The organism is Atopobium sp. BS2 (genome assembly GCF_000565075.1).
GTDB lineage: Bacteria > Actinomycetota > Coriobacteriia > Coriobacteriales > Atopobiaceae > Lancefieldella.
This window is the reverse complement of sequence record NZ_JDFG01000028.1, coordinates 47329-68031: the sequence shown is the minus strand read 5'-3', so window position 1 is coordinate 68031 and position 20703 is coordinate 47329. Positions and strand designations below refer to the sequence as shown.

The 20703-nt window shown below is 51.5% G+C and carries 15 protein-coding genes, 5 tRNA genes and 1 other annotated feature; of the genes, 2 read left to right on the top strand and 18 right to left on the bottom strand.

From position 1 onward, the window contains the following. Nucleotides 1-73 precede the first annotated feature (73 nt). The 4 genes from HMPREF1492_RS03250 to rplJ all read right to left on the bottom strand — a co-directional run bounded on the left by HMPREF1492_RS03250 (nt 74) and on the right by rplJ (nt 9899). A complete protein-coding gene (locus HMPREF1492_RS03250) occupies nt 74-4504 on the bottom strand; it encodes a DNA-directed RNA polymerase subunit beta' (protein WP_035435853.1) in 4431 nt (1476 codons plus the stop codon). A gap of 5 nt (nt 4505-4509) precedes the next feature. Beyond that, nucleotides 4510-8025 (bottom strand): DNA-directed RNA polymerase subunit beta, encoded by a 3516-nt coding sequence (gene rpoB, locus HMPREF1492_RS03245; protein WP_035435851.1) that lies wholly within the window; start codon nt 8023-8025, stop codon nt 4510-4512. Between the two features lie 839 nt (nt 8026-8864). Continuing rightward, on the bottom strand, nt 8865-9245 hold the full coding sequence (gene rplL, locus HMPREF1492_RS03240) for a 50S ribosomal protein L7/L12 (protein WP_035426972.1): 381 nt from the start codon (nt 9243-9245) through the stop codon (nt 8865-8867). Between the two features lie 132 nt (nt 9246-9377). Further along, a complete protein-coding gene (gene rplJ, locus HMPREF1492_RS03235; protein ID WP_035426975.1) occupies nt 9378-9899 on the bottom strand; it encodes a 50S ribosomal protein L10 in 522 nt (173 codons plus the stop codon). A 51-nt stretch (nt 9900-9950) separates the two neighbouring features. After that, nucleotides 9951-10090: a sequence feature (ribosomal protein L10 leader region), on the bottom strand. Here rplJ and HMPREF1492_RS07820 point away from each other — a divergent pair. Further along, nucleotides 10069-10197: a hypothetical protein gene (locus HMPREF1492_RS07820; protein WP_286128080.1), complete on the top strand. Its 129-nt coding sequence runs from the start codon at nt 10069-10071 to the stop codon at nt 10195-10197. Its footprint overlaps the feature before it by 22 nt. Before the next feature lie 113 nt (nt 10198-10310). Here HMPREF1492_RS07820 and rplA read toward each other — a convergent pair whose 3' ends face one another. The 14 genes from rplA to cysS all read right to left on the bottom strand — a co-directional run bounded on the left by rplA (nt 10311) and on the right by cysS (nt 18819). After that, complete coding sequence (rplA, locus tag HMPREF1492_RS03230; RefSeq protein WP_035432065.1) at nt 10311-11018, bottom strand: 50S ribosomal protein L1; 708 nt, start codon at nt 11016-11018, stop codon at nt 10311-10313. A gap of 158 nt (nt 11019-11176) precedes the next feature. After that, a complete protein-coding gene (rplK, locus tag HMPREF1492_RS03225; protein ID WP_012809258.1) occupies nt 11177-11605 on the bottom strand; it encodes a 50S ribosomal protein L11 in 429 nt (142 codons plus the stop codon). Between the two features lie 96 nt (nt 11606-11701). Next, on the bottom strand, nt 11702-12247 hold the full coding sequence (gene nusG, locus HMPREF1492_RS03220) for a transcription termination/antitermination protein NusG (protein ID WP_012809259.1): 546 nt from the start codon (nt 12245-12247) through the stop codon (nt 11702-11704). Between the two features lie 3 nt (nt 12248-12250). Next, nucleotides 12251-12613 carry a preprotein translocase subunit SecE gene (gene secE, locus HMPREF1492_RS03215; RefSeq protein WP_035435849.1) on the bottom strand — a complete coding sequence of 121 codons (363 nt, stop codon included), beginning with the start codon at nt 12611-12613 and terminating at the stop codon, nt 12251-12253. A 71-nt stretch (nt 12614-12684) separates the two neighbouring features. Next, a tRNA-Trp gene (locus tag HMPREF1492_RS03210) sits at nt 12685-12760 on the bottom strand. A gap of 18 nt (nt 12761-12778) precedes the next feature. Beyond that, on the bottom strand, nt 12779-12928 hold the full coding sequence (rpmG, locus tag HMPREF1492_RS07405) for a 50S ribosomal protein L33 (protein WP_012809261.1): 150 nt from the start codon (nt 12926-12928) through the stop codon (nt 12779-12781). Nucleotides 12929-13112: 184 nt separating this feature from the next. Beyond that, a complete protein-coding gene (gene tuf, locus HMPREF1492_RS03205; RefSeq protein ID WP_035426981.1) occupies nt 13113-14318 on the bottom strand; it encodes an elongation factor Tu in 1206 nt (401 codons plus the stop codon). Nucleotides 14319-14424: 106 nt separating this feature from the next. Further along, nucleotides 14425-14501, bottom strand: a tRNA-Met gene (locus tag HMPREF1492_RS03200). Between the two features lie 19 nt (nt 14502-14520). Further along, a tRNA-Thr gene (locus tag HMPREF1492_RS03195) sits at nt 14521-14596 on the bottom strand. A 1-nt stretch (nt 14597) separates the two neighbouring features. Then, nucleotides 14598-14681 (bottom strand) — tRNA-Tyr (locus HMPREF1492_RS03190). A gap of 427 nt (nt 14682-15108) precedes the next feature. Beyond that, nucleotides 15109-15184, bottom strand: a tRNA-Thr gene (locus HMPREF1492_RS03185). Nucleotides 15185-15703: 519 nt separating this feature from the next. Beyond that, the gene (locus HMPREF1492_RS03180) at nt 15704-16282 is read right to left on the bottom strand and encodes an NYN domain-containing protein (protein ID WP_035435847.1); all 579 of its coding nucleotides are present in this window, start codon (nt 16280-16282) and stop codon (nt 15704-15706) included. A gap of 18 nt (nt 16283-16300) precedes the next feature. Further along, nucleotides 16301-17335 carry a 23S rRNA (guanosine(2251)-2'-O)-methyltransferase RlmB gene (rlmB, locus tag HMPREF1492_RS03175; protein WP_035435844.1) on the bottom strand — a complete coding sequence of 345 codons (1035 nt, stop codon included), beginning with the start codon at nt 17333-17335 and terminating at the stop codon, nt 16301-16303. 2 nt (nt 17336-17337) lie between these two features. Further along, entirely contained in the window at nt 17338-18819 is a 1482-nt protein-coding gene (cysS, locus tag HMPREF1492_RS03170; RefSeq protein ID WP_035435841.1) for a cysteine--tRNA ligase, read from the bottom strand. A gap of 242 nt (nt 18820-19061) precedes the next feature. Here cysS and HMPREF1492_RS03165 point away from each other — a divergent pair, with 242 nt between their 5' ends. Further along, the gene (locus HMPREF1492_RS03165; RefSeq protein ID WP_035435839.1) at nt 19062-20702 is read left to right on the top strand and encodes an ATP-binding cassette domain-containing protein; all 1641 of its coding nucleotides are present in this window, start codon (nt 19062-19064) and stop codon (nt 20700-20702) included. Nucleotide 20703: the final 1 nt, after the last annotated feature.

The window sequence follows — 20703 nt, the reverse complement described above, 5'->3', positions numbered from 1 at the left end:
CAGCTAACGGCTGAAGTCCTCTTGTGTATCGGAGGCAATCTCCGAAAAAGTTTGATGTATCAGGCGAGATTACTTACTCGTCTTCACCGTCTGCCTCAGCGTCCATGCGGACAACCTGGTTAAGCAGGTCATCCAGAGAACCAAGGTCCTCGTTGATTACATCAGGGCTAACCTCGTCAGAAGAAGAGCCAATGAGTGTCTCGGTGTAATCAGAGTGAGTGGATGGAGCTGCGGAACCCAGCATCAGGCCACCGTCGCCTTCTGGCGAGAAGACCATGTTGAGCAGCTGTGAAAGATCCTCAGAATCAGCCTCATCCTCTTCTGGCTCAAGGATGTAGAGGAGGTTACGAGCCTCAAGGCCATCGCGGAGCTCCTCGATTGCCTTTGCACCAATACCATCGATGCGAAGAAGGTCTTCCTCGGTCTTACCAATAAGATCGCCTACGGTCTCAATGCCAACCTCGCTGAACTTGTTGGTCCAACGCTGTGACACGCCAAGATCGTCGAAGAGGTACAGCTTTGCGTCCTCGCTTGAAAGCGTGCGGCCATTCTTGGAGTAAACGCCACCGTTGTAATCCTCATTGACCCAGTCAAGCTGCTTAGGAAGCTGCTCCTCGATGTCCTTGAGCTCTGCTGGTGCCCAGTCTGGAAGAGACTTAGCAAGAGAAGAGGTTGGGCCATCAATCTTGGTACCGTGGTAGGTAAGCTCAACATCGTTGTATGCGGAGAGACCCGTACCTGCAGGAATCTGCTTACCAACAATAACGTTGGACTTGAGGTCAAGCAGGTGGTCAACATCGCCCTCGATAGCTGCAGAGGTAAGAACGCCTGCAGTACGAATGAACGATGCGCTGGAGAGCCAAGAATCGATAGAGCTTGCAACCTTCAGAGTACCAAGGATTGCTGGCTCTGCCTCTGGTGGAGTACCACCAGCAAGGGCAATGTTCTGGACAGTCTCTGCGAAGACATAGCGGTCCACATACTGACCAAGCAGGTACGAAGAGTCACCTGGGTTGGTAACCTGGACACGACGAAGCATCTGACGTGCGATAACCTCGATGTGCTTATCGTTGAGTTCTACACCCTGGGAGGTATAGACGTCCTTAACGGACTCAACGAAGGTGTGCATAGTGGACTTAATGTCAGTGAGTCGACGGAGCATACGGAAGTTGACGAAGCCGCGGGTAATCTGGTCACCAGCACGGACAACAACACCATCCTCAATGCCAGGCATGAAGCGGACAGATGCAGGTACACGCCACTCCTCGATGACACGGGAAGCATCGTCTGCATCAACAATACGCAGCAGGTACTCGGTGGTCTCTGGGGTAATGTGAAGAACACCAGAGACTGGAGCCAGGTCAGCCTCGCGACCAAGAATCTTCTCGTTGACGTTGCCGACGACGTCGAACATACGAGCAACGGTAGGAAGACCCTGCGTAATATCGTCTGCACCTGCAACACCACCGGAGTGAATGGTACGCATGGTCAACTGAGTACCAGGCTCACCAATGGACTGAGCTGCGATAATACCAACTGCAGTACCAATGTTGACAGGACGACGGGTGGAAAGATCCCAGCCGTAGCACTTCTGGCAGACGCCGTACTTAGACTTACAGGTCAGAAGCGCGCGGAGCTGAACCTTAGCAAGGCCGTGCTCAACAAGACGCTCAAGATCCTGCTTGGACTCAACATAGCCACCAGCAGGGATAAGAACCTCGCCAGTGTTTGGATCGCAGACATCCTCAAGGGTGCAGCGGCCAATCAGGTCAGTATCAACAGAAGTCTGACCAGGCTTAATCAGAGGATAGGTAACTGCCTCATCAGTGCCGCAGTCCTCCTCGCGGACAATGACGTCCTGTGCAACGTCAACAAGTCGACGAGTCAGGTAACCAGAGTCGGAGGTGTGGGATGCTGTATCTACCAGACCCTTACGAGCGCCGTAGGTAGAAATGAAGTACTCGAGAGGCTCAAGGCCCTCGCGGAAGTTTGCCTTAATTGGAAGGTCGATGGTTTCACCGGACATATCCGCCATCAGGCCTCGCATACCAGCAAGCTGGCGAAGCTGTGTCTTAGAACCACGAGCTCCAGAGTCAGCCATCATGTAAATTGGGTTGTTCTCTGCAAAGCCTGTAAGCATCTCAGAGCCGAGAAGATCGGTGCACTCGGTCCATGCGTTAACAACCTCAACGTGACGCTCTCGCTCGGAAAGGAAGCCGTCCTCGTAGTACTCGTTGATCTGGTCAACGCGGTCCTGTGCCTCCTGAAGCAGCTGTGGCTTGTGTGGAGGAATGACAGCGTCCCAAACAGAAACGGTCAGACCAGCAAGAGTTGCATAGTGGAAACCAGTCTTCTTGATGTTGTCCAGAATTGGTTCAACATCAGCCATTGGATAACGGTCGCAGCAATCGTTGACCAGAACACCAATGTCGGACTTAACCATCTTGTAGTTGATGTATGGGTAATCCTCTGGCAGGCACTGACGGTTGAAGATAATGCGACCAACAGTGGTCTCAAAACGCTTAGTACCTTCAGTAACGTCCAGGTCCTCGTACTGACCGCGGCCGGTCATAACGCGGAAGATAGCGCGATCGCTATCAGCAACGTTTGCATCCTTGGAGCTTACGCGGACAACAACCTTTGCCTGGATATCAAGGTCACGGTTGGCCTCAATAGCCAGAAGAGCATCCTCAAAGCTTGCGAAGGTAAGAGTCTTAGCGTCTTCACCGGTCTTCTCGGAAGTGAGGTAGTAGACACCAAAGACCATATCCTGAGAAGGAACGGTCAGAACCTTACCAGAAGCAGGGCTTCTGAGGTTATTGCTGGAGAGCATCAGAATGCGAGCCTCTGTCTGTGCCTGAGTAGAAAGTGGCACGTGGACAGACATCTGGTCGCCGTCGAAGTCTGCGTTGAATGGTGCGCAGACCAGTGGGTGCAGGTGGATTGCCTTACCCTCGATAAGGACTGGCTCAAATGCCTGAATGGACAGACGGTGAAGGGTAGGTGCGCGGTTGAGAAGAACGAGGCGGTCCTGAATGACCTCATCCAGAACGTCCCAAACAACTGGAGTACCACGGTCAATAGCGCGCTTTGCGCCCTTAATGTTTTCAACCTTGCGGAGCTCAACCAAACGACGCATGACAAATGGCTTGAAGAGCTCAAGTGCCATAGCGGATGGAAGACCGCACTGGTGCAGCTTCAGGTGTGGGTCAACAACAATGACGGAACGGCCAGAGTAGTCAACACGCTTACCCAGAAGGTTCTGACGGAAGCGACCCTGCTTACCCTTAAGGGCCTCAGCAAGAGACTTCAGAGGACGTCCACCACGGCCGGTAACAGGACGACCACGGCGACCGTTGTCAAACAGAGCGTCAACGGACTCCTGAAGCATGCGCTTCTCGTTGTTAACAATAATGGAAGGTGCGTCAAGGTCAAGCAGGCGCTTAAGACGATTGTTACGGTTAATAACACGACGATACAAATCGTTTAAGTCGGAAGCTGCAAAACGGCCACCATCAAGCTGAACCATTGGACGAAGATCAGGTGGAATAACTGGTACAACGTCAAGAATCATGTTAGCTGGATCGTTGCCACCCTTAAGGAAGGCGTCAACAATCTCAAGGCGCTTAATGGCCTTCTCGCGCTTCTGCTTCTGAGCATCCTCATTGGCGATAATAGCGCGGAGCTCCTTGGCCTCTTTCTCAAGGTCAATGTTGGAGAGAAGGTCGCGGACTGCCTCTGCGCCCATACCACCCTTGAAGTAGATGCCATAGTAGCGCTTAAGCTCGGAGAACAGACCCTCATCGGAGATGAGCTCTCTGGTCTCAAGCTGCATGAACTTCTCGAAAGCCTCACGACGAAGCGTCTTCTCTTCCTCGTACTCTTCCTCAAGATCAGCGACGCCTGCACGAATCTCGTCCTCAGAAAGAGGCTCAAAATCGCCAAACTCGTCATCCTGTGGCTGGCCCTGCTCGCGAAGACGTGCGATCTGATCGTCACGCTCTGCATCAAGCTCTTCGAGGTCTGCTGCAAGCTCCTCACGAAGATCGTCTACGTCAGCCTCACGTGCCTCAGTGTCAACACTGGTGATTACGTAAGATGCAAAGTAGAGGACTTTCTCGAGATCCTTGCTCTTGATATCAAGAAGACGTGCCAGAGGGAAGCTGGTTGGGCTCTTGAAGTACCAGATGTGGCTTACAGGAGCAGCAAGCTCGATGTGGCCCATGCGGTCACGACGAACCTTTGCGGTGGTTACTTCAACACCGCAGCGCTCGCAGGTAATGCCCTTGAAGCGAATGCCTTTGTACTTACCGCAGGCGCACTCCCAGTCCCTTACAGGTCCAAAGATCTTCTCGCAGAAAAGGCCATCCTTTTCTGGCTTAAGGGTACGGTAGTTGATGGTCTCAGGCTTCTTTACCTCGCCATAGGACCAACCGCGGATATCATCAGCAGACGCTAGAGAAATTTTAATAGCGTCAAATTCAGTGGAATCAAAATCTGCCACAGTCGCTACTCCTTATCGGTGGTCGCGTCGCCTACAAGTGCGGATGCACCCTCAGCGTCTTGGGACAGGTCGGAAGCGGTTACCTCAGTGAAGCCAAGGTCGTTGAGGATCTCAACAGCGTTCTTCTCCTCAGGATCTGTGACCTTTGCGGTATTTGCACGCTTACGATAGGAGATTGGCTCAATGTCAAGTGCCAGGGAGCGAATCTCTTTGACCAGAACCTTGAAGGACTCAGGAATTCCTGCAGTAGGAATGTTCTCGCCCTTAACAATGGACTCGTAGGTCTTAACACGGCCGTTGGTATCGTCAGACTTAACGGTGAGAATCTCCTGGAGGACGTTAGCAGCACCGTATGCATACAGTGCCCAAACCTCCATCTCACCAAAGCGCTGACCGCCGAACTGTGCCTTACCACCCAGAGGCTGCTGGGTAACAAGAGAGTAAGGACCAGTTGAACGTGCGTGGATCTTATCGTCAACCATGTGGCCGAGCTTCAAGATGTAAGAAACACCAACGGTAATTGGGCTCTTGAAAGCCTCACCGGTACGGCCATCGTAGAGGGTAGTCTTACCACGCTCGTTGAGCTGTGGAACAAACTCCTCACGCATGTCCTCGCCGTACTCCTTGAGAGCCTTATTGATCATGTTGATGTTGGTGCGGCGAACAATCTCTGCAACGGACTCATCAGTAGCACCGTCAAAGAGTGGTGTTGCAACAGGGATTGGACCCTCAACGTAACGCTTGGAATCTGCGTCGTCGTCATCCCAACCGTGTGCAGCGCCCCAGCCAAGGTGGCACTCAAGCAGCTGGCCAACGTTCATACGGGAAGGAACGCCCAGTGGGTCGAGAATAACGTCTACTGGGGTACCGTCTGCCATGTAAGGCATGTCCTCAACTGGGAGAACCTTACAAATAACACCCTTGTTACCGTGACGACCAGCGATCTTATCGCCCTGCTGGATCTTTCTGCGCTGAGCAACAAAGACGCGGACCAGGTCGTTTACTCCTGGAGGCAGGTCGTCTCCAGCCTCACGGCTGAAGCGGACAACGTCAACAACGCGGCCATAGGAGCCGTGTGGCATCTTGAGGGACGTATCACGAACATCGTGTGCCTTAGCACCGAAGATTGCGCGAAGCAGACGCTCTTCTGCGGTCAGAGCAGTCTCACCCTTAGGAGTGACCTTACCAACCAGAATATCGCCAGGGCCAACCTCAGCGCCGATGCGGATGATACCGTCATCGTCGAGGTTTGCGAGCATGTCCTCACCAAGGTTTGGAATCTCGCGGGTAATCTCCTCAGCACCAAGCTTGGTGTCACGAGCATCAATCTCGTGGCGGGAAATGTTAACAGAGGTCAGAAGGTCTTCCTGAACAACACGCTCGGAGACGATAATACCGTCCTCGTAGTTGTAGCCTTCCCATGGCATGTAAGCAACGGTAAGGTTTGCACCAAGTGCCAGCTCAGAGTGGTCAACAGATGGACCGTCTGCGATTGGCTGGCCCTTCTCGACCTGTTGTCCAACAGTGACGATTGGACGATGGTTGATGCAAGTGGACTGGTTGGAGCGCTCGTACTTAGGAAGATCGTAGCACTGAGAACCGTGCTCATCGGAGTAGATGACAACGTGAGCTGCATCAACCTCGGTGACCTCGCCGGCAAACTCTGCACAAATAAGCTCACCAGAGTCCTGAGCTGCGCGGCCCTCCATACCAGTTCCAACAAATGGAGCGTGGGACTGAATCAGAGGCACTGCCTGACGCTGCATGTTTGCACCCATGAGGGTACGCTTTGCATCGTCGTGCTCAAGGAATGGAATGAGGTTAGCTGCGACGGAGAGAAGCTGACGTGGAGAAACGTCCATGTAGTCAACGTCCTCAACAGGAACCTGTGCAGGTGCACCGAAGGAACCGTCGAAGTCGCGGGTACGTGCAATAACGCGGTCTGCATCAACAATCTTGCCGTCTGCGTCAACCTCAACAAACTTCTTAGACTTAGGGTCAATTGGGGTGTTAGCAGGAGCAATAATGTGATTCTCCTCCTCGTCTGCAGTCATCCAGACAATGTCGTCAGAGACAACACCGCCTGTGACCTTACGATAAGGAGCCTCGATAAAGCCGTACTCATTTACGTGAGCGTACAGTGCCAAGGAGCCGATAAGACCAATGTTTGGTCCCTCAGGAGTCTCGATTGGGCACATACGGGAGTAGTGCGAGTTGTGAACGTCACGGACTGCGGTAGGAACGTTGGTACGACGGCTGGAGCCGGACTTGTGTCCTGCAAGACCGCCAGGTCCCAGAGCAGAAAGACGACGCTTGTGAGTCAAACCAGCAAGTGGGTTTGCCTGGTCCATGAACTGCGAAAGCTGAGAAGAACCGAAGAACTCCTTGATTGCAGCAACAATTGGACGGATGTTGATCAAAGACTGTGGAGTGATGTCGTCTGCGTCCTGAGATGCCATGCGCTCACGAACAACGCGCTCCATGCGGCTCATACCAATGCGGAACTGGTTCTGGACCAGCTCGCCTACGGTACGAACACGGCGGTTACCAAAGTGGTCAATGTCATCAAGGTGCTTAGACTCATCACCTGCATGCACTGCAAGAAGGTACTGAAGAGCTGCGACAATGTCCTCTTTGGTAAGGACACGAACGTCTGCAGGAATCTCTTCCTCAAGCTTCTTGTTGATCTTGTAACGACCAACGCGAGCAAGGTCATAGCGCTGCTCGTTGAAGAAGAGGCCGTCAAGCAGAGAACGGGCGGAGTCAACAGTTGGTGGCTCGCCTGGACGCTGACGACGATAAATCTCGATAAGAGCCTCCTCACGCGTGGTTGCAACGTCACGCTCAAGTGTGTTGCGAACAACATCGGAATCACCAAGGAGCGAGAGAATCTCGTCATCGGTAACAGCAATGCCAAGTGCACGGAGGAAGACGGTAGCGCTCTGGCGACGCTTGCGGTCAATGGAGACGACCAGGTGGCCGCGCTTATCAACCTCAAACTCAAGCCATGCACCACGTGCAGGAATGAACTGAGACTTGTGGACCAGAACACCGTTGTCCATCTCTGACGAGAAATACACGCCAGGTGAACGAACGAGCTGTGAAACCACAACGCGCTCAGAACCGTTGATGATGAAGGTACCGCGCTCAGTCATCAGTGGGAAATCACCCATGAAGACAAGCTGCTCCTTCATCTCACCAGTCTCTTTGTTGACAAAACGGACGTCAACAAAAAGAGGTGCTTGATATGAAATGTCTTTTGCACGACACTCAGCCATTGAATTGGCAGGGTCGCCGAACTGATGGTCACCAAAGGTGACCTGCATGGTTCCAGCGCTGTTCTCAATTGGCGAGAACTCAGCGAAGGACTCTGCAAGGCCCTCTCCCATAAAGCGCTCAAATGATTCCTTCTGTACAGAAATCAGATTTGGCAGCTCCATAGCTGCGGGAATCTTACTGAACGTCCTGCGTCCAGTATGCGCCTGAGGCGTGGTGAGGGAAGTCTTTTTAGCGGTAGACACCAGGTTGTCCTCCTTCAAAAGGGTGGAAGGTGGCAATTGTCGCAACCTAGTAATTTAGTCAAGATTTTAATGCGCGTCAACAGAAAAACACTTGATTTTTTAAGACGTTTTGACTATATTATCGCGTTTATGTTTTTCAACTGCACAAACGTTATGTTGCAGGTAAATCCTTGACTAACTCGTCTTTTCTAGTTATGAAGATTTTGTGAAGAAGGTCCACGGAGACAGAAATCGCTTTCGGTGAGCGGCGCTCCCCCGCCACATCGCTTCGCATGGCGCTCCGAGCGCACGGGTTTCTCGCTAGGCGCGGGTGCGAGCGCACGGGTTTCTCGCCAGGCGCGCCGACCTTTTACTGCGTGCGCGCTGCGAGCGCCTGCCTTTTGCTGCACGCGCCTGAAAAGTGCAAAGAATCTGTATTTGAGCCACCGATTCTTTTGCAAAATCAGGCAAATCCACAGATTCTTTTGCATTTTTAGGCAAAAGTTACAGATTCTTTGCAGAAATCAGGCGCGAGAAAGCTGGGGTAAGTCACGCAGGAAGCTAGAGCAATCACGCAGGGTTTATGAGCCTGAAATGCACACCAAGTCTGAGCAAAAGTACTCAGATAAGGCGAGAAGAACAGGCAAATCGCTCAGACGTGGCGAGAAAATCCGGCAAAATCACTCAGACTTGATGCACTTTTCAGGCTGCAGCTAAAGCGCCCCAGCTTGATGCACATTTCGGGCTACTGCAAAAGCACCTCAGCTCCATGCGCCCCGAGCGCACGGATTTCTCGCCAGGCAAACAAAAAAGAGGCCAGACCGAAGTCTGACCTCTCCAGTAAGCAATGTAGAATGGACTTACTTAAGGGTGACGGTAGCGCCAGCCTCCTCGAGCTGAGCCTTAGCAGCCTCAGCGTCCTCCTTCTTAGCGCCCTCGAGGACAGCCTTAGGAGCACCCTCGACGACCTCCTTTGCCTCCTTGAGGCCAAGGTTGGTAAGAGCACGGACAACCTTGATGACGCCGATCTTGTTGTCGCCGAAGCCCTCGAGAACAACGTCAAAGTTGGTCTTCTCCTCTGCCTCCTCAGCAGCGCCACCAGCTGCAGGAGCAGCAGCGACAGCTACAGGAGCAGCAGCGGAAACGCCAAAGACGTCCTCAAGCTCGTGAACGAGCTCAGAAAGCTCGAGTGCTGGCATCTCTTTAAGGGCCTCAATGATCTCATCTTTAGTGACAGCCATGTCAATTCTCCTTTTTAAACGATGCAGCCTTTGTGCTGCATCTGGGCAAAAGCCCGGCTTGTATGTGTGCGTTTAAGTGCGTCTACACTCTCACGCGGTTTGCGCCAATGCGCGGGTACAACAAAACGTTGCTTATGCAGCGTTCTTCTGATCTGCGACTGCAGAAAGAGCGGTTGCGAGTCCACGAGCTGGACCAGCGCAAACCTGTGCAATACCGGTAAGTGGGCTTGCAACAACGAAGACAAGCTTTGCAATGAGCTCCTCGCGAGAAGGAAGGTCTGCGTAAGCCTTTGCCTCGTCAGCGGTAAGTGCCTGACCATCAGCGATACCACCAATGAACTCAACTTTCTTGAGCTTCTTGGCCTGATCCTTGATGACCTTAGCGGCCTCGACAGGATCATTCTCATAGAAAACGTATGCGCAGGTACCGGCGAGCATCTCGTCAATCTCTGGCATACCAGCGTTCTTAAGAGCAATCTTGACGATGTTGTTCTTATAGACCTTCATGTGAGCGCCTGCTGCGGTAAGTGCGCGGCGAAGCTCCTGAGTCTCCTTTACGGAGAGACCACGATAGTCGATAACAAACAGGCCCTTGGAGTTGTCGAGAGAAGCGGAAACCTTCTCGAGCAAATCAAGTTTAGACTGAGCTGGCATGTAGTACACCTCCTTTATCATGTCTCGGGCACGAGCGCCAACAGGTGCGGCCCTCACATGAAAAGACCCCACTTTGGCAACCAAAGCGGGGTCTGGATGTACTAATCTCAAGACCACCTCGGCAGGCGGGAATTCCCATTAAGCCTTGGATTCAAGGCGCCGGCTGTCTTTGGCAGCGAACGTGCAACTACAAGACGTCTGTCTTGCGTTGGATATTGTGCAGCAAAAAACTATCCAAGTCAAGGTTGAGCGCGCAATTTCTTTCTCTTCACAAAAATTTGACGAGAAGGGCGGCTAAGCAGCTACGCACAACTCAGCCACACACATCAGCCGCGTGCACGCTTCAAGAAAAATCCGGTACCTGCAAGCAGATACCGGATTAAACGTGCTAGGTACTTCTAAGCGATTAGCTTAGTCCTCCATGAGGTTACGAACCTTGGTTGGATCAACCTTGATGCCAGGGCCCATAGTAGAGGAAACAGCAACGGTCTTGACGTACTTACCCTTAGCGCTGGATGGCTTGACGCGGATGATCTCGGAGATCAGTGCGCCATAGTTCTCAACAAGCTGCTGGACCTCAAAAGAAGCCTTGCCGATTGCAACGTGGCAGATACCAAAACGGTCTGCACGATACTCAACACGACCAGCCTTGAGCTCGTTAACCATCTTTGCAACATCCATGGTAACGGTGCCAAGCTTAGGGTTAGGCATAAGGCCACGAGGACCAAGAACGCGACCAAGACGACCAACCTTACCCATCATCTGAGGGGTTGCGATTGCTGCGTCAAAGTCAAGCATGCCCTTCTCGACCTCTGCGATGAGCTCGTCGCCACCGACGATGTCAGCGCCAGCTGCCTCAGCCTCGCGGGCCTTCTCGCCCTCTGCGAAGACTGCAACGCGAACGGACTTACCAGTGCCGTGAGGCAGAGAGATAGAACCGCGAACGTTCTGGTCAGCCTTACGAGTATCGACACCAAGGCGAATTGCTACCTCAATGGTCTCGTCAAACTTAGCAGTTGCAAGCTCCTTAGACAGGGTTACTGCCTCTTTTGGGCTGTAGAGGTTTGCACCGTCTACCTTGGCAACTGCATTCTTGTAGTTCTTTCCGTGCTTAGGCATTATGTACCTCCTGTGGTTAGCGGGCGTCTGCCCTCCCACTCCTGCATCTTCCGTCCGCAGCTGCGCCCTCTTGGCGAGAAACCCAACTATGTGCACTAACGTCGGATGCTCTGACAAAAACAACCGTCAGCCACACTAATGGCTGACGGGAGTAAACACTACTCGGCGATGGTTACACCCATGGAACGAGCGGTACCAGCGACGATCTTCTTTGCAGCCTCAATGTCGTTTGCGTTGAGGTCAGGCATCTTGATCTCAGCAATCTTGGTGAGCTGCTCCTGGGAGAGCTGGCCAACCTTATCGCGCTGAGGAACACCGGAACCACCCTTGAGGTGAAGCTCCTTCTTGATGAGCTGAGCTGCTGGAGGAGTCTTGGTTACGAAGTCAAAGGAGCGATCCTCGTAAACAGAAATCTCGACTGGGATGATGTCGCCAGCCTTGTCCTGAGTTGCAGCGTTGAATGCCTGGCAGAACTGCATAATGTTGACCTGTGCAGCACCCAGAGCTGGTCCTACTGGAGGAGCTGGGTTTGCCTGGCCTGCAGGAATCTGCAGCTTAATAAAGTTAACAACCTTCTTTGCGGGCATGTTAAGCCTCCTGTTTGAATTCTTGTGAGTCTATTCTCGCGCACTCCCGAGAAGCAATCCACAAGGGACGAGAAGTGCGGGATAAGCCGTTAGTTACTAGTCTATCAGGGAAATCTGATCCATGGTGAGCTCAACCGGAGTCTCGCGACCAAAGATAGTGAGCATTACCTTGATCTTGCCGGACTCTGCGTTGACCTCAGAGACAGTACCGTCGAAGTCAGCGAGAGGACCAGAAAGAACGTGAATTGCCTGACCGACCTCAATATTGGTTGCTGTACGCTTAGGTACAGGGCTACCCGTCTTCATGCCGCCACGACGCATGATCTTATCGAACTCATCGCGACGCAGAGGAACTGGCTTGCCGTCAATGCCAACAAAACCAGTTACGCCTGGGGTGTTACGAACAACAGCCCAGGTATTGTCATCCAGCTCCATGCGAACAAGAACATAACCTGGGAAAACCTTGGACTCTTTGGTCTCGCGCTTACCGCCGTCCTTGACCTCAGTGACTTCCTCGGTAGGAATCTGAATATCAACAACAGCACGCTCAAGGCCATAGGTCTCAATACGGTGCTCAAGGTCTGTCTTTACCTTGTTCTCATAACCTGAATAGGTGTGAACTACATACCAGCGCTTAGCCATTGATTATCCCCTCAGTCCAGTAAAGGCGACGAGACCAGCAACAATGCCAGTATCAACCAGCCAAGTTACCAAGCCAAAGAAAATGATTGTTGCAATTACGGCTACAGAGAAACCAGCAAGCTCAGAGCTTGAAGGCCACACAACGCGGTGCATTTCTGTACGAACGCCTGCAAAATAAGCACCCAGGCGGCCAAAGAAGCCAGGGTTAGCGTTACGCTGAATGGACTTCTCCTGCTTCTTTGCCTCGACCTTAGTGGCCTTAGCAGAAGCTTCAGGAGTAGCTTCAGTCTGAAGGGCCTCACGCTGGGCGCGCTCTTCTGCGCGAGCCTTACGTGCGCTCCTCTTATTGCGCTCCTTATTTGCCATCCTACGCTCCCTTGGATGTTATACCTACATACAAACCGGCCAACCCTTATGGGAAGGCCGGTGAAGTTATCTGGCAGGCCAGGAAGGACTCGAACCCTCAACAAACGGTTTTGGAGACCGCCGCTCTACCATTGGAGCTACTGGCCTAGAACGAACCCACCTAGCCTAGCGGGTCTCGCGATGTACCGTGTGCTTGTGGCACCATGGGCAGTACTTCTTCAACTCCATACGATCTGGGTTGTTGGACTTATTCTTGTCCGTAGTGTAATTACGACGCTTGCACTCAGTGCAGGCGAGAGTAACGAGTGTACGCATTGATCCTCCTGAACACGGTCACGAGATGTATTCTCGAAATGTGACGCGGTTGCTTAGGTTAGCACCCACTACCCAGAGATGTCAATACTTTTCTCTAATTACTCTAGGCGTTCACATATTTTTTCTCGACAAAAAACCCGGCGCGCAAAAAGCACGCCGGGCAAGTTAGCAACTTTAAAAGAAGTTACTCGATGACGGTGGAAACACGGCCATCGCCGACGGTGTGGCCACCCTCGCGGATAGCGAACTTCAGACCCTGCTCAAGAGCGATTGGGTGAATGAGCTCGCAACCAACGGTGATGTGGTCGCCAGGCATAGCCATCTCTACCTTGCCACCGTTTGCATCGGTGAGCTCGTAGATGTCGCCGGTTACGTCAGTTGTACGGAAGTAGAACTGTGGACGGTAACCAGAGAAGAATGGGGTGTGACGGCCGCCCTCTTCCTTAGTAAGAACGTAAACCTCACCGGTGAACTTCTTGTGTGGAGTAACGGTACCAGGCTTGCAGAGAACCTGACCGCGCTCGATGTCCTCGCGCTTAACACCGCGAAGAAGAATACCAACGTTGTCGCCAGCCTCGCAGAAGTCCATGGTCTTACGGAACATCTCAATGCCGGTAGCAACAGAGTTCTGAGTTGGCTTAATACCAACGATCTCGACTGGATCGTTGAGCTTGAGCTCACCACGCTCAACACGGCCGGTAGCAACGGTACCACGACCAGAAATAGTCATGACGTCCTCGATTGCCATCAGGAATGGCTTCTCGTTGTCACGAGCTGGTGTTGGGATGTAGGAGTCAACAGTGTGCATGAGCTCACGGATGGACTCAACCCACTTCTCCTCGCCGTTAAGAGCGCCGAGAGCGGAACCACGGATGATTGGAAGGTCATCGCCTGGGAAGTCGTACTCGGAGAGAAGGTCACGGGTCTCCATCTCGACGAGGTCGATGAGCTCGTCATCGTCGACCATGTCGCACTTGTTCAGGAAGACGACGATGTAAGGAACGCCGACCTGACGTGCAAGAAGGATGTGCTCACGAGTCTGAGCCATAGGACCATCGGTTGCAGCAATAACGAGGATTGCGCCGTCCATCTGAGCTGCACCAGAAATCATGTTCTTGATGTAGTCTGCGTGGCCAGGGCAGTCGACGTGAGCGTAATGGCGCTCCCAAGTCTCGTACTCAACGTGAGCAACGGAAATGGTAATACCACGCTGACGCTCCTCTGGAGCCTTATCGATGTTCTCGAAGGCGGTATAGTCTGCCTTGCAGCCCTCGGTCTCAGAGAGAACCTTGGTGATTGCTGCGGTAAGGGTAGTCTTACCGTGGTCGACGTGACCAATGGTACCGATGTTTACGTGTGGCTTTGTGCGGTCAAACTTTTCCTTGGCCATTGCCAATCCTCCTTCTGGAACTAACCCTCGGGCTAGACCGTGGTGAAAAAACGTCTGTTTATACTCAACGGCGCAAATGTCTAGGACATGTACGCCGTAAAGAGTCTGGTACCGGCGACTGGATTCGAACCAGTGACGTCACGGGTATGAGCCGTGTGCTCTAACCAGCTGAGCTACGCCGGCATAAATGCCGCTTGAAACATGGAGCCCGCGACCGGATTTGAACCGGTGACCTCTTCGTTACCAACGAAGTGCTCTACCTACTGAGCTACACGGGCGTGGTGGGGATACTTGGACTCGAACCAAGGAACTCAGAGAGAGCGGATTTACAGTCCGCCGCAGTTGCCGCTGTGCCATATCCCCAAATGCCGTTTTCAAGCACTCTTGAAGTAATTAATACGCTGTACCTTGTGGTTTAACGTACGCAGAAAGTCTTATTGAACTTCTGTATTACCTCGTAAGCGGGAAAATATTACGATTGAATAAAAATCTTGTCAACGTAATCCACCCAACCGGGCGTATCTTATCAAATTTTTTCCACAATTCCAAGCGATTTTCTCGCCACGATTCCATGCAGTTTTCTGGCCACAACTTCAAGCGGGTTTGTTGCCGCAACTCCACCGATTTTCTCGTCACAACTCCAAGCGGGTTTCTTGCCACAACTTCAAGCGAGTTTCTGGCCAGACGCATACGGGCTTTTACGGTTATCTATAAAAGCCATACGCGATACGTCGCGAATGCCCAAAATTCGCACGAAAAAAGCCAGGCAATGCCTGGCTGAAAATTCAAGTGGTGCCGCCACCAGGCTTCGAACCCGGGACCTACTGATTACAAGTCAGTTGCTCTACCAGCTGAGCTATAGCGGCATCAAGTGCAGAGGATATTCTATAGACTTTTCTGGCTTTGGTCTAGTCTCAATTTTCGAGAAATTTTTCTCCACAAACTGGTCAATGTGGCTCGTAGGAGCGCTGCCCTTCTGTGGGGGTGAACTTGGTACAAATGCGCTGTCTGGTTAAGTTTAGTCAGCCTGAAAAGTACATCATGTCTGAGTAAAACAGCTCAGACATGACGAGAAAAACCGGCAAAACACTCAGACTTGGCGCACTTTTCCGGCAAATCGTTCAGACTTGGCGAGAAAATCAGGCTCGATGAAAGCGCCCATGAACCACACCAGATTCAAAAGTCACGTCACGAAATGCCCGCCTGAAAAGTGCAAAGATTCTGTATTTAAGCCACCGATTCTTTAACAAAATCAGGCAAATCCACAGATTCTTTGCTGTTATCAGGCAGAATTTACAGATTCTTTGCAGAAATCAGGCGCGTCAGTCAAATTGGCGCGTCGGGCGCATTAGCGCGTAAGGCGCGTGAGACGCTGACCTGGTCACCTATTTGCCCAGAAGCTTCCAGAGTTTCTCGCGCTGTTCTGGAGAAATGCGGTCTTCAAGCGTCATGCGCGTACTGACCTGATTGCGACGCATCTCTTCGACAACGTTATCTGCTTGGGAAATCTCATGGACCAGAGATGCGCTTGCAATGCGCGTGACCTCGCCGGGGCCAAAGCCGGCCGTAGCGCGGATGTCCCTGTCCGACGTAACCAGAAATACCTTGCGACCAGCTTCTCGCGCGTCCGTGACCAGGCGCTCAATAACGCTATCCGCGGACTCCCCAGTCTCGGAAAAAACCAGTTGCACGCCAGCGTGGGTGCGCTCCGGGCGCTCGTCGTTTACGTTTCCCTTGCCGTCAAACACAATAACGGCCTCGTAGGTGCCCTGCGCAAACGTGGCAACGTCAGAAATGAGCGCCAAACGGGCGCGATAAAACGGATCGGTGTTGAGGTGATAGGCTCTCTCAGCAGCGGTTTCTTGTGCAGAAGAGCCGCGTTCATCCAGCAACGCCTCATAGCGAGGAGTTGCCAACATGACGTTATAGCCATCGACTACAAGCAGCGATTTTTTCTGAGCCATACCTTACGCTTCCTGGGCTTACGCGTCCTGGGTCCTGCGGAGCCACTCGTAGCACATAACCGTCGTTGCCTGAGCAACGTTCAGGGATTCTACCTGGCCAAACTGAGGAAGCTTGCACGTAAAATCGCACTTCTCGAGCATAAGGCGAGAAATTCCTGAGCCTTCAGAGCCCATTACAAGTGCAAGGCGGCCTCCCATAGGAGCCTCCCACACGGACTGAGTGGCATGCTCGGTGGAGCCACATGTCCAAAAACCTACGGCTTTAAGCTCTTCAAGAGCGCGTGGCAAGTTAGAGACCTGAGCGATTGGCAGGTGAAGCACGGCTCCTGCGGACGTCTTGTATGCTCCAACGCCAACTCGGGCGGCGCGAGCGTTTGCAATAATGACGCCGGCTGCGCCAACTACCTCGGCACTTCTTACGATTGCGCCAAAGTTTCCCTCGTCGGTGACGTGATCCAAGACCACAACCAGCGCGTTTTCAGAACCGGCGCGCTGAATGATTTCAGAGAGGTCGGCGTAGGCAAACGGCTGTGTACGGACAATAACGCCCTGGTGAGCGCCGTGACTTGAAAGCGAGTCAAGCACTGGCTTTGCAACACGCTCGACAGGAATGCCCTCCTGCTCAAGCTGGCGTGCAAGAGCCTCAATCTCCTGGTCCTTCTGTCCGCTAGCGGCCTGTACCAGCGCATTCTTCAAAGGAATACCCACGGTCAGCGCCTCAGCTACTGCGCGACGACCCTCGATAAGATCGGTTGCAGGCTTCTTGTTGCCGGGACGTCCAGCACCAGCACTTCGCTGTGTGCCAGCGCCTTTCTGTCCGCGAGTGCCCTGAGCTGCGCGTGCGCCTTGTGCGGAGCGGCCGCCCTTTGAGCCCTGGCCATTCTTGGCGCCGAAATAACCGCCCCAGTCGGCAGCCTTCTTGGAGCCGCGACCTGCGCCACCACGACCTGCAGCTCCACCGCGACCCGCAGCTCCGCCGCGTCCGGCTGCGCCGCGGCCTGCAGCGCCCTCGGAGCGTGTATTTTTAGAGGTAGAACGCTGATTTCTTGCCATAGTTAGTCTGCCTTACGCTTAAGTCGAGCGCCTGCGGCGGTATCTTCAATCAAAAGCCCAAGCTCGGCAATGCCGTCTCTAATTTGATCAGCAACTGCCCAGTTTTTCTGGGAACGAGCCTCCTGACGAGCAGCAAGCAAAGCCTCTGCAGCCTCGTCAGCTGAAGAGCCCTCATAGCCTGCCACCTGGGCAGCAAGCGTCACAAGCTCCTCTGGCAAATCAGAGGTAGACGCTGCCTGAGTCAAATCGATTCCCAAAGCGCCCGTGAGCTCGCACAACATATCTGCTGCACGAAGAACAGGACTTGCGCCAACGTTCTGGCCAACCTCTGCAAGATACGTATTTGCAGCAGTTACCAGAGCAAAGATAGCAGCGAGTGCTCCTGCGGTGTTGAAATCATCATCCATCTGAGCGTCAAACTCGCTCTGAGCTGTATTGATTGCCTCAGCAAGCGTGCTATCAGCGTCGGAAAGTTCGTGCTGAGCAGAAGACTGCTTGAAAGCCCATCGGAGATTTGCAACGCAGGTCTTCATGCGCTCAAGCGTACCAACAGTGCCCTCAAGGCGCTCAAACGAGAAATCAAGTGGTGCGCGATAGTGCGTTTGAAGCATCAAAAGTCTTACTGCATCTGCAGGGTACTTGTCCAAAACTTCCTTGAGTGTGTAGAAGTTGCCCAAAGACTTGGACATCTTCTCGCCATCAACGCGAAGCATTCCGGTGTGCATCCAATAATTGGCGAGAGGAGCGTGCCAGGCGCAGGATGCCTGCGCAGTCTCGTTCTCATGGTGAGGGAATACCAGGTCAGAGCCACCGCCGTGAATGTCAATTGGAGTGCCCAGGTAGCGATGAATCATTGCGCAGCACTCACTGTGCCAACCTGGACGACCTTCTCCCCAAGGGCTTGGCCAGCTAGGCTCACCAGGCTTAGCAGCCTTCCAGAGTGCAAAGTCAAATGGATCGCGTTTCTCGTCATTAACCTCAACGCGCTCACCTGCGCGAAGCTGATCAAGATCGCGACCAGAAAGCACACCATAGCCGTGGTCAGAACGAACCGAGAAGTACACGTCGCCCGAAGGCACCGCGTAAGCGTGACCCTGCTCAATCAAAGATTGAATCATCTGGAGCATGGCTTCAATCTCGTGCGTTGCGCGAGGACGAATATCTGGATCCAGAATATTGAACCGATGCATCTGCTCAATGAACGCCTGAGAAAACTCTTCAGAAACCTCTTGAGCAGTCCTTCCCTGCTCAATGGCGCGCTGAATAATCTTGTCGTCAACATCGGTCAGGTTTTGAGCAAAGGTGACCTCAAAACCCTTATGCATCAGATAACGGCGAATAACGTCAAACGAGAGGAAGGTACGGGCGTTTCCGATGTGAATCTGATCGTAAACCGTAGGACCGCACACGTACATGCGGATTTTGCCCTCGTCGATTGGCTTGAACTCTTCTTTTTTATGCGTCTGAGTGTTATAGACAAGCATGCATACTCCTCGCAACCATTGTGTATTGGTGTAAGTATAAACGGTTTGTGGAAAACCTTTAAGTTCCATACCTTACTAATCAAGATTCAATTTTGTTACCATTTACGGATTAGTACTGGATTGTTTTTTTTGTTTTACTAAACTTGACGAATAAAAATTTTAAGAATTTATATTTGAATCAAAACTGCAAAGAACTAGAAGACAAGAAATCTTACTCTTAACAACTTCAGAAGGTGATTCGAATGAGTAAGTTTTTTAACATTATCCGCTACTGTATATCTACCATTCTGGATAAGGGCAGTCTTGCAGTTTTTCTCTTTCTGTCATTCTTTGTCACAGCACTTATGGTGATCCAACCTCTTCTTGTTGGATTTGTAATTAATCTTTTTATTACGGGAACTACTTGGAGCGAGATACTTTTCTATTGCGCTGTAGTTGCCGCACTAGGAATCCTTATTGCCGGCTGTTCCTATCTTGCTAAAACGCGCTATTGTCAATTGCAGATTGATTCTGCGTTTACTATTGAGCGACAGCTAATTGACAAGATTCAACATGCAGATTCATCGTTTTTCTCGTCATATGATTCTGGACATTACCGCCAGACAGTAAATAACGATTCTAATGACGTTTCAATTTTTATACTTACACAATGTGTGAGCTTTGTAACAACTATGGTCTCTGTCTTAGGCACACTGGCAATTATTTTATATTTGAACCCATTAACCGCCCTTGTAACGGTTGTTCTGTTGCTAGTGAGTTTTATTATCTATAAGCAAATCCAAGCTTCGGCCTATAAAAGATACAAAGAATCTAAAGAACTGCGGTCCCAGTATGGATCTATTGAGCTCTCCCAATTCACAGACGTAGATTTTATCAGGCGTCATTCTCTCTTTGAGCGTTTCTTTAATCAGCACTATGCCGTCAATCAAAAAGTTCGTAGTGCCATTCATGAGCAGTACAAGCTTGAGTTTGGCGTACAAGAATTAAACAATGCTGTGATTGCCGTATTCCAAGCCATTGTCTTTATTACCTGTGCATATCAAATTTTCCTTGGAGCACTGCAGCCTGGCTATATTGCAACCATTTCAAGCTATTTTGTATCGCTCTTAGGTTCTATTACGCTTCTTATGGAATTTGGTATGGCTTATCAGAGCATTACGGTAAGCCTTAATCGAATTGAGCAGATTCTAGATTTATCTCAAGAATCCGTTGGAACTATCGTTCCATCAGACGATGTCAATCAAATTACCTGCACAAATGTGTCTTTCTCTTATCCACATACCAATAAAGTACTGATGAACAACTTGTCTTGTAGTTTTGCAAAAGGAAATATATATGCCATTACCGGTGGAAACGGTACAGGCAAATCAACATTTCTGAAGCTCATTAACGGAGAGTGGTCTTCTCACCTATCAGGCACTATTGCTATTAATGAGGATTTGTTAACTCAAATTAATCAGTATGAACTTCGAAAAAATACGCTTGGATTTACCGAGCAAGAGCCAAGCATTGTTGACGATACGGTAAGAAATAATCTGACACTGCTGTGCAAAAACCAACCAACAGATGAAGAGATAATCAGCTATATCAAGCTATTCAACCTGGAAAAATTGCTGCTTGGTGACGATCAAAATCTTGATGTTCGCCTGGCTGAACGAAGCTCTGCTATCTCTGGTGGAGAAAAGCAAAAGATTGCAATTATCCGCATGATGCTTATGAATCCAAGTGTCATGTTGCTTGACGAGCCAACTTCTGCGTTAGATCAAAACAGTGTTGATGTCCTTCTTACTCTTCTCAAGAAGGTCAAGCAGGACCACATAATACTTCTCATATCTCATGACCCTAAAGTGGTGGAGGCAGCCGACCATATCGTAGAGCTGTAAT

What these genes read in the sequence shown, in the direction of transcription:
- rplL (WP_035426972.1), bottom strand. Translation starts at nt 9,245, where the DNA reads ATGGCTGTCACTAAAGATGAGATCATTGAGGCCCTTAAAGAGATGCCA.
- rplJ (WP_035426975.1), bottom strand. Translation starts at nt 9,899, where the DNA reads ATGCCAGCTCAGTCTAAACTTGATTTGCTCGAGAAGGTTTCCGCTTCT.
- rplA (WP_035432065.1), bottom strand. Translation starts at nt 11,018, where the DNA reads ATGCCTAAGCACGGAAAGAACTACAAGAATGCAGTTGCCAAGGTAGAC.
- rplK (WP_012809258.1), bottom strand. Translation starts at nt 11,605, where the DNA reads ATGCCCGCAAAGAAGGTTGTTAACTTTATTAAGCTGCAGATTCCTGCA.
- nusG (WP_012809259.1), bottom strand. Translation starts at nt 12,247, where the DNA reads ATGGCTAAGCGCTGGTATGTAGTTCACACCTATTCAGGTTATGAGAAC.
- secE (WP_035435849.1), bottom strand. Translation starts at nt 12,613, where the DNA reads ATGGCAAATAAGGAGCGCAATAAGAGGAGCGCACGTAAGGCTCGCGCA.
- rpmG (WP_012809261.1), bottom strand. Translation starts at nt 12,928, where the DNA reads ATGCGTACACTCGTTACTCTCGCCTGCACTGAGTGCAAGCGTCGTAAT.
- tuf (WP_035426981.1), bottom strand. Translation starts at nt 14,318, where the DNA reads ATGGCCAAGGAAAAGTTTGACCGCACAAAGCCACACGTAAACATCGGT.
- HMPREF1492_RS03180 (WP_035435847.1), bottom strand. Translation starts at nt 16,282, where the DNA reads ATGGCTCAGAAAAAATCGCTGCTTGTAGTCGATGGCTATAACGTCATG.
- rlmB (WP_035435844.1), bottom strand. Translation starts at nt 17,335, where the DNA reads ATGGCAAGAAATCAGCGTTCTACCTCTAAAAATACACGCTCCGAGGGC.
- cysS (WP_035435841.1), bottom strand. Translation starts at nt 18,819, where the DNA reads ATGCTTGTCTATAACACTCAGACGCATAAAAAAGAAGAGTTCAAGCCA.
- HMPREF1492_RS03165 (WP_035435839.1), top strand. Translation starts at nt 19,062, where the DNA reads ATGAGTAAGTTTTTTAACATTATCCGCTACTGTATATCTACCATTCTG.